The sequence below is a fragment of the Xenorhabdus innexi genome, from assembly GCF_002632485.1.
GTDB classification, from domain to species: domain Bacteria; phylum Pseudomonadota; class Gammaproteobacteria; order Enterobacterales; family Enterobacteriaceae; genus Xenorhabdus; species Xenorhabdus innexi.
This window is the reverse complement of the sequence record NZ_NIBU01000068.1, coordinates 1-15849: the sequence shown is the minus strand read 5'-3', so window position 1 is coordinate 15849 and position 15849 is coordinate 1. Positions and strand designations below refer to the sequence as shown.

General features: G+C 40.4%; 10 protein-coding genes. 7 read left to right on the top strand and 3 right to left on the bottom strand.

Annotation, left to right across the window (positions count from 1 at the left end):
• Both Xinn_RS17475 and Xinn_RS17470 read right to left on the bottom strand, forming a co-directional pair.
• On the bottom strand, positions 1-408 hold a 408-nt coding region (locus Xinn_RS17475), incomplete at its 3' end, for a helix-turn-helix domain-containing protein (RefSeq protein ID WP_153043413.1).
• 99 nt (positions 409-507) lie between these two features.
• Positions 508-1725 carry a tyrosine-type recombinase/integrase gene (locus Xinn_RS17470; RefSeq protein ID WP_099137715.1) on the bottom strand — a complete coding sequence of 406 codons (1218 nt, stop codon included), beginning with the start codon at positions 1723-1725 and terminating at the stop codon, positions 508-510.
• 287 nt (positions 1726-2012) lie between these two features.
• Between Xinn_RS17470 and ydgH the strand changes: the two genes are divergently transcribed.
• From ydgH to Xinn_RS17440, 6 genes are all read left to right on the top strand, one after another.
• Positions 2013-2966 (top strand): DUF1471 family protein YdgH, encoded by a 954-nt coding sequence (gene ydgH / locus Xinn_RS17465; RefSeq protein WP_086953078.1) that lies wholly within the window; start codon positions 2013-2015, stop codon positions 2964-2966.
• Between the two features lie 540 nt (positions 2967-3506).
• A complete protein-coding gene (locus Xinn_RS17460) occupies positions 3507-4898 on the top strand; it encodes a basic amino acid/polyamine antiporter (RefSeq protein WP_086953077.1) in 1392 nt (463 codons plus the stop codon).
• Positions 4899-5760: 862 nt separating this feature from the next.
• Entirely contained in the window at positions 5761-6285 is a 525-nt protein-coding gene (locus Xinn_RS17455) for a fimbrial protein (RefSeq protein ID WP_086953076.1), read from the top strand.
• Positions 6286-6414: 129 nt separating this feature from the next.
• Positions 6415-7101 carry a fimbrial biogenesis chaperone gene (locus Xinn_RS17450; protein ID WP_169923603.1) on the top strand — a complete coding sequence of 229 codons (687 nt, stop codon included), beginning with the start codon at positions 6415-6417 and terminating at the stop codon, positions 7099-7101.
• 34 nt (positions 7102-7135) lie between these two features.
• The gene (locus Xinn_RS17445) at positions 7136-9682 is read left to right on the top strand and encodes a fimbria/pilus outer membrane usher protein (RefSeq protein ID WP_244590241.1); all 2547 of its coding nucleotides are present in this window, start codon (positions 7136-7138) and stop codon (positions 9680-9682) included.
• 49 nt (positions 9683-9731) lie between these two features.
• The gene (locus tag Xinn_RS17440) at positions 9732-10757 is read left to right on the top strand and encodes a fimbrial protein (RefSeq protein WP_086953074.1); all 1026 of its coding nucleotides are present in this window, start codon (positions 9732-9734) and stop codon (positions 10755-10757) included.
• 76 nt (positions 10758-10833) lie between these two features.
• Here Xinn_RS17440 and hrpA read toward each other — a convergent pair whose 3' ends face one another.
• Positions 10834-14739 carry an ATP-dependent RNA helicase HrpA gene (hrpA, locus tag Xinn_RS17435; protein ID WP_086953073.1) on the bottom strand — a complete coding sequence of 1302 codons (3906 nt, stop codon included), beginning with the start codon at positions 14737-14739 and terminating at the stop codon, positions 10834-10836.
• 358 nt (positions 14740-15097) lie between these two features.
• On the opposite strand from hrpA, the gene Xinn_RS17430 reads away from it, so the two are divergent.
• Positions 15098-15736, top strand: coding sequence for an FMN-dependent NADH-azoreductase (locus Xinn_RS17430; protein ID WP_086953072.1), 639 nt, complete (start codon positions 15098-15100; stop codon positions 15734-15736).
• The last annotated feature ends 113 nt before the right edge of the window (positions 15737-15849 follow it).

Sequence of the window (15849 nt, the reverse complement as noted above, 5' to 3'; positions counted from 1 at the left end):
GATAATGCCTTCCTTTTCCACTTTCGCTTCCAGTGCTGCCAGTCGCTTTTTAAAGTTTTCCAGATTATGCCGTAACCAAATGGAGCGAACGCCACTCCCGGAAACAAAAACCCCCTGTTTACGTAATTCATTACTGGTACGTGCCTGACCATAAGCGGGAAACGCTAAGGCATATTCAACGACGGCTTGTTCTGTTTGCTCATCGACCCGGTTTTTGAGATTGGGAACGCGACGGGACTGATTGATTAGTGAATCAACCCCGCCGTTTTCGACTAATTCCCGGTAACGATAGAACGTATCACGAGAGACGCCCATGACTTTGCAGGCTCTTGATACATTCCCCAGCTCTTCAGCCAGATTAAGTAAGCCCACTTTGTGTTTGATAATTGAATTGCTAGTATGATACATGAGAGTGACCTCTTTTTGTTTTGATTTAAGTTTTGAACACCTTTAATCAAAGTAGGTAACTCTCATCTTTTCAAGATGAAATGTCAGATCGAGTGACGACTAATACATTTTAGTCAACTTATCCCACCAGCGCTCGTAAGCCTCCCTCTGCTCGTTCAGGTAGGTGTGCTTGTCGTACACCTGCCATATACCCGGTAATTTATGGCCTAACATAATTTCGGCGACATGTGGTGTAGTTAACTCAGATACGCCAGTGCGCATAGTTCTGCGTAAATCGTGGATTGACCAAGAAGAGTAAGTGTCATTAAAATGTTTTGACATTTTTTTGCTGAGATGTTCGATCATTTTACTATGCCAAGACCGTGAACATGGTTTTTTTTCAAACGTTACAAATAAATATTCACTCCCATAATTTAATTTCTTTGCTTGCTCAATTAATTCATTAGCCGCTGGGATAATGGGCCGAATAATAGGTTTTTTGGTTCGTCTTCCTGTTTTATGATTTATAGGAGGAACAGTCCAGATATTTTTTTCGTGATCAAAATCACTAACTTTAGCTTTTAATAGCTCACCGATACGGCACCCAAATAACAGGCTCAGTTTAATTATTAGTGCGTTACGTGGGTTATACTTAGAATTTCCGATAATATGAAAAAGCACCACCAACTCTTCTTCGCTTAATATCCTGCCTTCTATATCCCCATCAATATCGGTGCTGGCATCTTTCCCATTCAAATCACTTCTTTCTACGTCAGATAGCGGTGTGAAGCTAGTCATCCCTCGCCGAACAGCCCATTTATGGGCTCTTTTTGTATACATTAATATTCGCTTCCCTATGGTTGGAGTCTGCTGGGAAATATCTTCAATTAAAGAAAGCCAAATATGTAACGGAACCTCATCATGGGGTAACTCGCCAATTTTAGGGAAAATATGAATTTCGAAGGAACGCAAAATTTCATCAGCACTAACTCGATTACCGTCCATTACCGTGCTCCACCAACTCCGAATAAGCCCACTAACAGACATTGCATTCAGTGCTGTTTCTTTACGAACGAGCTTAACTACTTTAGGATTGCGGTGCTGCTCTAATTCCCCGCGATAAGAAATTACTGAATCACGAGCATCTTTTAAACTGGTCGCTGGGTATGTGCCGATATCAATCCGATCTCCTTTTCCGTTCCAACGATACCTAAATTGAAATATAATTTTTCCTTTAAGTGTCACACGAACAGACAAGCCGTCTCTATCGGATTTGGTAATCATTTTTTCTTGGTGTTTTCCATTGGTAGAGCGGAGCCATGAGTCAGTAATTGGCATAATATTGTCCTCAGAAAATAGCACTGCTTTTAATGTAGATTATGTACGCATTCATGTACACATTATTCATGAAACAACATGAATACCCATGAATAACGCTGAATATTGCAGGGGTGATAATGGATAAATAACACTGAAAAATCAACTTTATACATTGAAACCCATGAATGTATATGTAACCGCGTGAATGCATAGCAGTATTACATGCAATAATTGCAGGCTATGTGATAAAGAACAATGTTCAGCACGTTATAAATATTTTAATGCGCAAGGCGAAAGGATTTTTTATGAAGCTGAAGACCACGATCATCGCAACAGCGATGTTCTCCCTAACTACAATTACCACGGCAAATGCAGCTAAAGAATTAACACCAGAGAAAGCCGCTGAAATTAAGCCATTTGAACGAATTACAGTAACCGGGCGTTTTAATGCTATCTATGAAGCAGCAGATGCTGTTTCCCGTCAGGCAGATAAAAAAGGGGCTGACAGTTTCTATATTCAAAGTCTGGATGATCTTAATGGAAGTGGTAATTTACGTGTTGTCGCTGATTTATATCATAAGGATGCAGCAAAAATAGATAAGACGACTCAATATCGTATTTATCGGGGAATCAAAGAACTACCTAAAACTGAAGCTGTTATTCTGGAACCTTTTGATACAGTCACTGTGAGTGGTTATTTTCCTACTGATCCTGACCTGAAAGAAGCTTTGGCCAAAGCAGCCAAAAAGAAGAATGCCGCCTCTTTCTTTATTGCCCGTGATGTTGCCCCAAATAATGGTGGAAATCAGGTTGTCACGGCTTATGTCTATAAAGAAGATGCCCCAAAACGTCAGGTTCAGTCTAATAAAGCTGTGATCCCTGCCGATTCTGAGGCCGGACGTCAGGCTTTAGAACAAGGTGGAGAAGCGGCTGAGAAAGTCGAAATTCCGGGACTTGCTTCATCAACATCAACCAGTAATATCGTTGGCCGCTTTTTTGAAACCCAGTCATCAAAAGGTGGGCGTTACACTGTAACCTTGCCGAACGGAACAAAAATAGAAGAACTGAATAAAGCATCCGCTGCTCAAATGGTGCCCTTTGATGCCATTACTTTTTCCGGTTACTACACTACAGATCCTGAAATATCTTATCAGGTCGCTAAACGTGCCGCAGAAAAAGGGGCTAAATATTATCATATTACCCGAGAGTGGCAGTCTAATGGTGGCAACGTTACCATTAGCGCAGATCTGTTTAAATAACAATCTCATGATGTAATAACAACCTTACGAAAGAAGCATGCACGATTAATGTATGCTTCTTTTATCAGGGCTATTAAATTTATTACCTGATTGTCAATTAAACAACTTCCGTGAATGTTTATAGTTTGTTTCTTAAACGTAAAATTAATTATTTATTATTAATAATGTTTATATTGTGAACGTTAGTCTGTTTTTTGACAAAAATATCATCATGTTGTGAATTATCCCTGCCAGATGTTCCATTCCCCTGCTGCCACAATGTAACTCAGAATCCATTGGTTATAAAAAGGCAAAGAATTATTTATAGTTTATTTCATTAGAAAATATATATTTTTATGCATAATTTTTGTGTTTTTTTGCATAATTTTCCATTGCATACAGCCCTTTCACTCCGTAAAATCCCTTTGTTTTTAGACTTAACCACTGAATATTTCTGCATTCCATCCCATGAATGTAATAAATGTCCAATATGTGTTCGATATTCAGAATAAGTGTTCTGGCTAATCGTGTTGATTTTATCTGACTTTTAGGAACGTATCTTTGGAAAAGAAATTAAGCCTTACTTCTCTGACCGCATTAGTCTTCAGTTCGATGGTTGGGGCGGGTGTATTTAGTTTGCCACAAAATATGGCGAGCGCAGGAAGCCCCGCTGCATTAATGATCGGTTGGGGGATCACAGGCATAGGTATTCTCTTTTTAGCCATCTCTTTACTTTTATTGTCTCGTTTGCGTCCTGATTTGGATGGCGGCATTTTTACTTATGCCAGAGAAGGGTTTGGTGAGTTAGTCGGGTTCTGCTCTGCATGGGGGTATTGGTTTTGCGCTATCATTGCTAATGTATCTTATTTAGTCATCGTCTTTGCTGCATTAAGCTTTTTTACTGACACAGGAAGTTCCGTTATTTTTGGTGACGGGAATACTTGGCAGGCATTGATCGGCGAGTCTGCTTTACTTTGGTTTGTACACTGGCTTGTACTCAGAGGCGTACAAACGGCGGCGGGTGTCAATAAATTAGCAACGATAGCCAAATTGTTACCGCTAGGAATATTCATTGTTCTGGCTGTTATTGCTTTCAAAATGGATGTCTTTACCTTTGACTTTTCTGGCATTGAAATGGAAATCCCTGTCTGGCAACAAGTCAAAAATACCATGCTGATAACTCTATGGGTTTTCATCGGGGTTGAAGGCGCGGTTGTTGTTTCAGGTAGAGCGAAAAAACGTAAGGATATTGGGATTGCGACCCTACTGGCTTTTATTTCAGCACTGGGGGTTTATGTACTGGTTACCCTGCTCTCTCTGGGTTTAGTCACCAGACCAGAATTGGCAGCAATACGTAATCCTTCAATGGCGAATCTGATGGTAGGGTTGATTGGTTCCGCTGGCCAATTCATTATTGTTGCCGGATTAATTGTTTCTGTCTGTGGTGCTTATCTAAGCTGGACAATCATGGCTGCCGAAGTGCCTTTTATTGCTTCTTTACATAACTCATTTCCGAAAGTATTTAGTAAGCAAAATGACAAAAAAGCCCCAGCCTCTTCATTATGGATCACAAATGGCGCTGTTCAGATTGCTTTAATTTTAATCTGGTTAAGCGGGAGTGATTACAACACATTACTTTCCATTGCGTCAGAGATGGTTCTGGTACCTTACTTTTTAGTTGGTGCATTTTTGGCAAAAGTTGCCTTTGAACGCAGTAATCGCGTCTTACTATTTATTGCTACAGGTGCCTGCATTTATGGCTTATGGCTGCTTTATGCTTCTGGCTTAATGCATTTGTTGTTTTCAGTAATCCTGTATGCACCTGGGTTGCTTGTTTTTCTATATGCCAGAAAACAAATGGATGGTACTAATAGACTGAGTAACTTAGAAAAATCAGCAATTGCTATTTTATTATTGACCACGATCCCTTCTACATGGTTACTGATGCACTAATATCTATAGTGCGTTTTCAAACTACATTCACACTGCTAAAGGAAAGGGAGAGAAGCCACACTCTCCCTTTCTTCTCATTTCTCATAAAAAATTTTTCTCCTCCTACCATTTTTAGTTTTTTTAAAAGAAGCTCTGCTTAGCTTTTTGTTTTTTGTCTCTGGGATTGATGAGTGTTGTTTTAGGATCGCTTATTAGTATGTTGTAACTAAAAATGTGTTTTTATGCTCACTTAGTGAACAATACATAAATATTTATTCTGCTTTGTTATTACCCCTTTTTTTTAAGTATTCATCATACAAATCATGTTATACCAGTTATTATTAACACTCAGTTAACCTTCAATGGATATAAATATCGCTATTTTTAAAGTAAATAGCGATATAAGCTAACTAATGCTAAATGTTAGGTATTAATGCTATTTTTGAGACCCGCATCACAAATAAATAATATTTGGTTAAATATATAGTAAAAATATAAAATCACTAAAATAAGCACTTTTATCTTCATATTTATTTTCTGATATTCTTCTAAATTAATAGTTAATCTTATAAAACAGAATAAAAATACATTTACGATTGAATAATATTCGGGTTTCTGAACTACAATGCTATTAATAGAAAGATGGCAGCACAATGCTTTGAATATTGCACTTTGTCGAGTTATTATTTTGATCTTTGTTAATTGATCACTACTATATGCTTTGAAATATCTGTTAAAGATGAATCTTGGTACTACTTTGTACCATCTTTCAGATATCAATTTAGACTGCTCATTTGCTGTATTATATTTGTACAGCTTTAATGTTAATTAAATCAGCTATATCCCTGTTGTATTAATACAACAGGGATGGGATATATTAAAAATGAAAACCAAGTTAATTATTTCATCCTTATTTATTTCATCTGTATTTATGCCTCTGGCACATGCTGCCGATGGGCAAATTCAATTTAAAGGAACGATAATCGCTCCTTCATGTGAAATTAATCAAAATAACAAAAATCAAACTGTGAATATGGGTAACATTAGCACAACAGCATTTAACAAAGCTGGTAGCTACGCAGCTGCAACATCCTTCAGCATTAAACTTACTAAATGTCCAGAAGCTAATAAATTTGCTAAAGTTAAATTCGATGGGCAAGTTGATAATACTAATAAAAATCTTTTAGCGTTAGCGCATACAAAAGATGGATCTGCTGATGGTGTAGCTATTGGCATTTATGAGGTAAATAGTAATACTCCAATCCCTCTGGGGAGCACTTCTTCAAGAAAAACAATTGATAAAAACGAAGCTGAGCTGGAATTTGTTGCTAGATATGTTGCAACTAAAGATACAGTTACTGCAGGAGCTGCTAATGCAACAGCCAGCTTCACCATCGACTATAACTAATAATATATAGTACAAAGAACATCTAATTAATAACTATTACCATTCACTATAACCAGTGAATGGTAATTATGAAATAATTACCTTCATCAACATATAAGCATAAAAAATAATATAATCGGAGTATCCATTTTGAAATACTTTCGTATTTTGATTTTTATTATCATCTGTGTTTTCAGCATTAATACTTCTTTTGCCGGTATCGTTATTGGTGGTACTCGTGTTGTTTATAATGGTGACCGAAAAGAAACATCCATCTCTATAAATAATCCGGAAACAGATATTTCTTATCTTATACAATCCTGGATTCAGGGAGAAAATGATGAAACTAAAACACCTTTTATTGTCACTCCCCCTCTTTTCAAATTAACTGCTGGAAATGAGACAGTATTACGTATTATAAAAACCGGAGATAATTTACCAAACGATAGAGAATCTCTATTCTGGCTGAATGTAAAATCTATTCCGGCGACTGTAAAATCAGAAGAAAATCAGTTACAAATCACTGTAAGATCGCGCTTTAAGCTATTTTACCGCCCTACTGAACTGGCAGAAGACGCTTCAATTGCCTATAAATCGCTGAAATTCAAAGTTGAAGGTCATAAGCTGACAGCCGAAAACCCAACACCATATTATATTTCATTCTCTGACCTAACTATCGGAAATTCATCGAAAAACCATGAAATTCAGGCCGCTGGCATGATCGCGCCTTTTGGCCAATTAAGCTGGGATATTCCTGTTAAAAATGTCAGCTATGTTTCCTGGAAAGCTATCAATGATTTTGGCGGAATAACGCCTGAAGAAAAGCATACCTTTTGAGCATAACTTTTATACAATCTATCAGGACTAGAAAATGATTATGGATAACAACCGCCATTATCTTCAATACAATATTTCTGATAATTTGGCGTTATTTCTCAAACCAATTAAGGTGCTTTTGTGTGCATTGGCAACGATATGGCTTCTGCTTGCCGATAAAGTTTACGGAGAAGAATATTTCAATATCAATGCACTGGAAACGAACTCTGGTTTCCCTGAAGATATTGATTTATCAATTTTCATGCAGGACGACCTACAGCCACCGGGTCGTTATTGGGTCGATACTTATCTCAATCGGGAAAAAATAGATACTGGCAATGTTGAATTTGTTCTGGTCAATAATAAATTATCGCCCAAAATTACGCCAAAACAACTTAAAGAGATGGGAGTTAATGTCGATTTATTCCCGGTTTTAGCGGCTTTATCAGCAGAAACTGAAATCACAGATCTTAATCAGTATATTGCTTCTGCATCCTCTTCTTTCGATTTTAATAAACAACGTCTGGATATCAGTATCCCTCAGGCTGCTCTGCACAACAGAGTCAGAGATTATGTGCCTCCTCATTTATGGCAACAAGGATTAACGTCCTTGCAGGTTAATTATAACTACAGTGGTTCCACTAACTGGCTGGATGGTCAATCCGGATCAACCAGAAATAATTTTCTCAATCTCAGAAGTGGTGCCAACTGGGATGCCTGGCGTTTACGAAATTATTCGACTTACAGCAGTCAGACTAAAAAATGGCAGAGCCTGAACACTTATTTACAACGTGATATTCATTCCTTAAAAAGCCAATTGACTTTTGGTGATAGTTATACTCCCTCACCTATTTTTGACGGTTTTCAGTTTCGTGGTATACAACTGATTTCAGATGACAATATGTTGCCTGATAGCCTGAGAGGTTTTGCACCAACAATACGGGGGATTGCACAAAGTAATGCTCAGGTGACTATTAAGCAAAATGGTTACATCATCTACGAAACCTACGTTCCGACCGGCCCTTTTATTATTAATGATCTGTATCCAACAACTTCCAGTGGCAATTTAGAAATTATCGTTAAAGAAACTGACGGAAAAGAGCATCGTTCTGTGCAACCTTTTTCAGCTGTACCTGTAATGATGAGGGAAAGAAGCCTGCGCCATTCTTTGGCATTCGGAAAATATCGTTCAGCCGCTCAACATAGCAAAACCCCCTATTTTATGCAGGGTACAGTCAGTTATGGTCTTTCCAATCATGTCACATTATATGGTGGAACGATTTTCTCAAAAAACTACCAGTCCGTTGCTTTGGGAACGGGTTACAGCCTCTCTGATTGGGGTTCATTTTCTTTTGATGTCACTCACGCAAAATCCGCATTAACCTCAGACAGTAGCGCTTCCGGGCAGTCATACCGATTTCAATATGCAAAAGACTTAGTCCTGACTGGTACCAGCTTTACTTTGGCTGGCTATCGTTACTCAACTCATGATTTTTATGATTTCAAAGAAGTGAATGAGTTTAATAGTACAAATAACAACCGCCACAACATTAATAAACGCAGTAAACTGCAAATGTATGTCAACCAGTCTTTAGGGAATTTAGGTAGTGTGTATTTATCTGCTTTCCAACAAGACTTTTGGTCTCAGAAAGGTCATGAAAGGAATCTCAGCGCCGGTTACAGTACCAGCTACAACTCAGTCAACTACACATTGAATTACTCGTACAGTCAGTTGCCGGGAACAAATCACAATGATCAAATTTTATCACTCAGCATACAAATCCCTCTTGACCGCTGGCTAAAAAACAGCTGGGCAAGCTATAACCTGACTAATAGTAAAAAAGGAGAAACATCTCATCAGGTCAGCTTCAGCGGAACAGCACTGGAAGATAACAACCTGACTTACAGTATTCAGCAAAATTACACTGACCATGATAGAGCTATTGGCGGAAGCCTCAGTTCAGAATACAAAGGTGCTTATGGTCAGGCTGGAATGGGTTATAACTATAGTAAACAATCCAGACAGTTAAACTACAGCCTAAATGGTGGAGTCGTCGCACATCCTTACGGTATCACTTTTTCCCAATCCTTGGGGGATACATTAGTGTTAGTCCGGGCCAATGGTGCTAAAGGCATTAAAGTTCAGAACCACACTGGTATTGCAACTGACTGGAAAGGTTACGCCATTGTTCCCTATGCCAGTAGCTATCGCAAAAACCGTATCTCTTTGGACACATATTCAATGGCGGATAATGTTGATATCGATCTCAGTACACAAACTATTGTCCCTACTCAAGGTGCTTTGACACTGGCTGACTTCCAGACACGTATTGGTTATCGCGTTTTACTGACTCTTTCTCACGAGGGAAAAGAGGTGCCATTTGGCGCAACGGCTACATTAGTACAACAAAACGAATCAGATGAACCCAGCACCACCATTGTCAGTAATGATGGACAGGCATATCTCAGTGGTATTCCTGAATCCGGTCAGATATGGGTGAAATGGGGTCATAAAGATGCTCAGGAGTGCCACGTTAATTATCAGTTGCCTAAAAAAACGCCTGAATCCGGCCTGTATATATTGAACGCAACCTGTGAATAACAACGATTGAGCATTTATTTGATATTTTTACATATTATGGAAATGAATTATGGTTAACCGCTTCAAATTACTATTGGCGAGTATATTTATCGTCGGCATGATGAGCAGTTTTGCCAGCCAGGCCAATTATGGGGGGGGTGCTTGTCAATATTTTCCGGATTTTAATTCCGGCACAACACAAGTCTCTTTTGGTTCTCCTATCTATGTCCCGAAAGATCAACCTATCGGCACAACAATCAAAGAAGTTCGTCTGGATCAAATATATGACAAAGGCTATGTCGCCTATTGTAATAGACTGATGTCAACATCATGGGATCAACCTGATTTTAACCGTGCGCATTATAACTATGATGCGATTTATGAATCCGGCGTACCGGGTGTTGGTATCCGCATCAATAATTGGGGGCTAACTGACTTTGGTATTGGTTGGTTCCCCAGAGAATCAAATTATCCAACAACCTGCTATCCTCCTCATGGTTGGCATCATGGTTACACTTATTACTGTGGTCGTACCTGGGGTTATCTGACGGTACAACTTGTCAAAATTGCACCCAATACAGGTACAGGAAAGATTGAAGGTAGGATACTGACTAGAGCCAGATTAGGTCATAGTAATATTGTCCATTCATTTTATTTAGCTGAAACTCAAATTATTACCCCTACTCCGAGTTGTTCTCTCACACATAAAATAACCCGCGTTAACATGGGTAAATTTAAGACAAGTGAATTTCGTGGCATACATAGCGCCACTAGGTCAAGGAACTTCAACTTAGAACTGGATTGCGATTCTAATACAGAAATCACTATGAGGCTGGACGGACGCCCAGCAACAGGCGGTTCTTATAAAATTTGGGCATTGGATCATGATAGTGACAACATCACCGCAAAAGGTGTGGGCCTGCAAATTATTTTTCTTAGTCGGCTATTATCGATTGGTGAACCAATTGTTATTAAGCCCAGCGATCAAGTAAGGAATTTCTCGCTTCCGATGCAGGCCCGTTATATTCAGACTGAACCGCAGATAACACCGGGCAAAGCGAATGTGACAGCAACGGTTACGTTGACTTATCAGTAAATAACACGCCTTCTTTATTATTGAGGAAACAGGGGCTATAGGATTTTAATAATGAAACCCTACAGCCCCTGAACTATTAGGCCGCAATATTCTCCATCGCCTGCAATATACGTTTATCCGATATCGGATATGCCGTACCCAGTTGTTGAGCAAACAGGCTGATACGCAGTTCTTCAATCATCCAGCGGATTTCTTTTACTTCCGGTAATTGTTTCTGCTGAACCGAAAGTTTTGCCAGCCATTGTTGCCATTGTTGCTGGATATGTTCAATCCGGCTCATATGCGCTCTGTCCCTGTTTATATCAATTGCCAGTTTTTCTAATCGGCGTTCAATACCATTCAGGTAACGCAAAACATCGGCCAGACGTTTCCAGCCGTGGGCGGTGACGAACCCCTTAAAGACCAAGCCGGAGATTTGCTCTTTGATATCAGATAATGCCAATGCCAGAGCGATATCAACCCGCCCTTTCAAACGTTTGTTTATGGCAAACACCGTTGTCAGGATCTGTTCTACCTGTTTGGCGATATCAACCACTGCATCATTCAAATCAGCCCGAACTTTATCCTGCAACGCGGCAAATGCCTGTTCATTCCATGCTGGTCCGCCATTTGCTGCAATTAATCTGTCCACACCACAGGAAATACAGTCATCAATCAAATCCAGTACTTTTCCATATGGGTTGAAATATAATCCCAGTTTGGATTTATTCGGCAGTTTTTCATGCAGGTATTTAATCGGTGATGGAATATTCAGTAACAGTAATCGCCGTGTTCCTTCCCACATGGCATTAAGCTGCTCGGATTCTGTTTCAAACAGTTTAATACCGATGCTATCTTTTTCATCCACCAGCGCCGGAAAGGCTTTAACAGAATAGCCGCCACGTTTCTGCTCATAGCGTTCAGGTAATTCACCAAAACTCCAGATATGCAACCCACTTTGTTCAATACCATCATCCGCTACGGCTGAAAGTGTTTCCTGTACTTTATCTTTCAGTTTCAGTTTCAGAGCCGAAAGATCTTTTCCTTCCGCCAGCGTTTTGTTTTTCTCTCCGATGATACGGAAGGTCATTTTCAAATGATCAGGAACCTGCTCCAATTGCCAGTCATCACGTGACAACGTCACACCTGTCATGCGACGAAGTTCTTTTTCAAGACTTTCCAGTAGTGTTGCCTGCGGTTGCGTTACCCGCTCCAGAAATGCCTGTGCATAGTTAGGCGCTGGTACAAAATTACGGCGGATCGGTTTCGGTAATGATTTAATTAGTGCCACTACCAATTCTTGACGGATACCCGGAATCTGCCAGTCAAAACCTTCATCCCTGACCTGATTCAGAATCGGTAACGGAATATGCACCGTAACGCCATCAGCATCTGTTCCCGGTTCAAATTGGTAAGTTAAGCGGAATCTTAGATTATCCTGATGCCAATAGTTCGGGTAATCCAATGCACTGACTTTATTGGCATCCCCTTTAATCAACATACTCTTTTCAAAATTGAGCAGTTCAGGCTGCTCTTTACTGACCTGTTTCCACCAGCGGTCGAAGTGACGGGAAGATACAACGTCTTTACCAATTCGCTGATCATAGAAGCTGAATAATGTCTCATCATCCACCAGAATATCCCTGCGACGGGATTTATGTTCCAGCTCTTCAACTTCTTCGCGTAATTTAAGGTTAGCGCGGAAGAATGAATGGCGGGTCTGCCAGTCTCCTTCCACCAGCGCGTGACGGATAAATAATTCGCGGCACAGCATCGGATCAATCTGGCTGTAATTGACCGGACGCGCCATCACTATCGGCAAGCCATATAACGTAACTTTCTCTGATGCCATTACCGCACCCTGAGATTTTTGCCAGTGAGGTTCGCTGTAATGGCGTTTGATGAGATGGGATGCCAGAGGTTCGATCCATTCCGGCTCGATACGGGCGGCAATACGTCCCCAGAGCCGACTGGTTTCTACTAATTCAGCAACTATCACCCACTTAGGCGGCTTTTTAAATAATCCAGAGCCGGGAAATACTGAAAAACGGGCGTTACGGGCACCGGTATATTCCTGTTTCTCGACATCTTTCTGACCAATATGGGATAGAAGCCCCGTCAGTAACGCAATATGAATGCTACGATAATCCGCTTCCTGACTGTTAACCGGAATACCAATTTCTTTGACGACCTGCCGCAGCTGAGTATAGACATCCTGCCATTCTCTGACCCGCAGATAATTCAGGTAATCCTGACGACAAAGTTTGCGGAACTGAGAGCTGGAAAGTTCTTTTTGCTGCTCTGTCAGAAAATCCCACAATTTCAGAAAAGCGATAAAATCAGAATCTTTGTCAGCGAAACGACGGTGTTTCTCATCTGAAGCCTGCTGTTTTTCCAGCGGCCTTTCTCTTGGGTCCTGAATGGATAAGGCCGCAGTAATCACCATGACTTCACGTACACAGCCATGTGTTTTTGCTTCCAGTACCATACGAGCCAAACGGGGATCAATCGGCAATTGTGCCAACTGCCGCCCCATTTGTGTCAAACGGTAAGTGCCATCGGTTGAAAGTTCGGTGTCAATAGCCCCCAACTCTTCCAGTAACCGGACACCATCCTGAATATTACGTTTATCCGGCGCTTCGACAAACGGGAATGCACTGACATCACCCAATCCAATCGACGTCATCTGTAAAATAACTGATGCCAGATTGGTACGCAAAATTTCAGGATCAGTAAATTCCGGGCGGGATAAATAATCATCTTCGGAATAGAGCCGAATGCAAATCCCGTCAGAAACACGGCCGCAACGGCCTTTTCGCTGATTAGCAGATGCCTGAGAAATAGGCTCTATCGGCAAACGCTGGACTTTAGTTCGATAGCTATAACGGCTGATACGCGCATAACCGGTATCGATAACATATTTAATTCCCGGTACAGTCAATGAGGTTTCAGCAACGTTAGTTGCCAGAATAATTCGTCGCCCGACGTGAGGCTGGAAGATTCGATTTTGTTCGCTATTGGAGAGGCGGGCAAACAGAGGCAAAATTTCAGTATGCCGCAAATTCTGTTTACTCAACGCATCGGCGGTATCACGAATTTCGCGCTCCCCGCTCATAAATATCAGAATATCGCCCGCACTTTCACGGCCTAATTCTTCAACCGCATCAATGATAGCTTCTAACTGATCCCGATCACTGTCATTATCATCTCCTGCTATTGGTCGGTAACGAACCTCCACCGGATAAGTACGGCCTGAGACTTCAATAATTGGGGCATTACTGAAATGACGGGAAAACCGTTCCGGGTCAATCGTTGCAGAGGTAATGATAACTTTCAGATCAGGGCGCTTCGGCAATAACTGACGCAGATATCCCAGAATAAAATCGATATTCAGGCTGCGTTCATGCGCTTCATCGATAATCAGCGTATCATATTGTAATAGCAGACGATCCTGCTGTAACTCCGCCAGCAAAATACCGTCAGTCATCAATTTGACCAGCGTATTTTCACTCACCTGATCATTAAACCGTACTTTATAACCTACCGTTGAACCAAGCGAGGTTTCCAGTTCATCCGCGATACGGCTGGCAACAGAACGAGCCGCTAAACGACGGGGTTGGGTATGCCCGATAAGCCCCTTAACTCCCCTGCCCAGTTCAAGGCATATTTTAGGGATCTGGGTTGTTTTACCAGAACCGGTTTCTCCGGCAATAATAACAACCTGGTTATCTCTGATGGCTTTATAGAGATCATCTTTTTTCTGGCTAACCGGTAGATTTTCTGGATATTTAATCGAAGGACAGGCTGTTTGGCGATTAATAACTTTTTGTTTTGCCGTCGCAATATCCGCAGAGATAGATTGTGTTACGGCTTGTAGGGATGCCTGATTTTTTATTTTTGCGGCTCCCTGCAAACGTTTTCTTAAGCGGAATTGATCGCGCAACGGTGTGTGCTCAAGTTCCGCATATAATTCAGCAATAGTTGCTGTTAAAGGTGATTCCACTGTGATAAATCCTTGTGACGTTCTTAATTAAGTAGTGCTGTTTTGCTGAAAAGCACTTTATTGTCAAAATTTCTTTTACTATCAGCGTACTTTAGTAAATTGAGTTATAGGATAGGGTTTTAATACTGGAATATCAGAAGTGTAACATATCTTGAGTATTTCAATGTACCTCATATATACGCATTTATTTCCCTCAGCTTTCTGGTTAGAAATCGGTAACTCAATCAAATGTTCAATAATTTTGAATGCCAGCCTCGAAATATTGCGCTATTTACTGAACGATAATCTCACTAAAATGCCTGTTCTATAAAAACCGTTAACAATGTATTAGTTACAGTAACGCATTAAGGAATTAAAAATGAGTAACTTACTGGTTCTGAAATCCAGCATCATGGCACAAAATTCACAAAGTAATAAAATGGCAGACAATTTTATTGAGCAATGGTCAGCCAGCCATGCAGACAGTCATATTACCGTTCGCGATTTAGCTAAAGAGCCGGTTCCAGTACTGGATAGAGAACTATTAGGGGCTATGCGCCCAAGTGGCGCTGAACTGACTGAGCGTCAAAAAATGGCTCTGGCATTATCTGATGAATTGATTGCTGAATTAAAAGCACATGATGTTATCGTGATCACTGCACCAATGTACAATTTCTCTATTCCTATACAATTAAAAACCTACTTTGATTTGATTGCCCGCGCAGGTGTTACCTTCCGCTACACCGAATCAGGCCCAGAAGGATTATTAAAAGAAAAGCGTGTTATTGTATTAAGCAGCCGCGGAGGTATTCATAAAGACAGTGCATCCGATTTGATAACACCATACCTTAACGTTTTTCTGGGATTTATTGGTATCACTGATGTGGAATTCATATTTGCCGAAGGTCTGGCTATGGGTGAAAAACTAGCAGAGCAAGCCCATCTGGATGCCCGCAATGCAATCACCGAAATAATAGGAAAAATCAAACAAAAACAATCTGATGAAATTGCTGCCTGAGGCTATTACTACTTAGAGGCTATTCAGAATCTTTTTCACCCTGAACAGTTTTTCATGTAACCTACTGGAATGAGAAAAGTTTATGCCAGTGATATCAGTCGAGAAGTCTTTCA

Coding starts and splice junctions, on each gene's coding strand:
- Xinn_RS17470 (WP_099137715.1), bottom strand. CDS start 1,725: ATGCCAATTACTGACTCATGGCTCCGCTCTACCAATGGAAAACACCAA.
- Xinn_RS17440 (WP_086953074.1), top strand. CDS start 9,732: ATGGTTAACCGCTTCAAATTACTATTGGCGAGTATATTTATCGTCGGC.
- Xinn_RS17445 (WP_244590241.1), top strand. CDS start 7,136: ATGATTATGGATAACAACCGCCATTATCTTCAATACAATATTTCTGAT.
- ydgH (WP_086953078.1), top strand. CDS start 2,013: ATGAAGCTGAAGACCACGATCATCGCAACAGCGATGTTCTCCCTAACT.
- Xinn_RS17455 (WP_086953076.1), top strand. CDS start 5,761: ATGAAAACCAAGTTAATTATTTCATCCTTATTTATTTCATCTGTATTT.
- Xinn_RS17430 (WP_086953072.1), top strand. CDS start 15,098: ATGAGTAACTTACTGGTTCTGAAATCCAGCATCATGGCACAAAATTCA.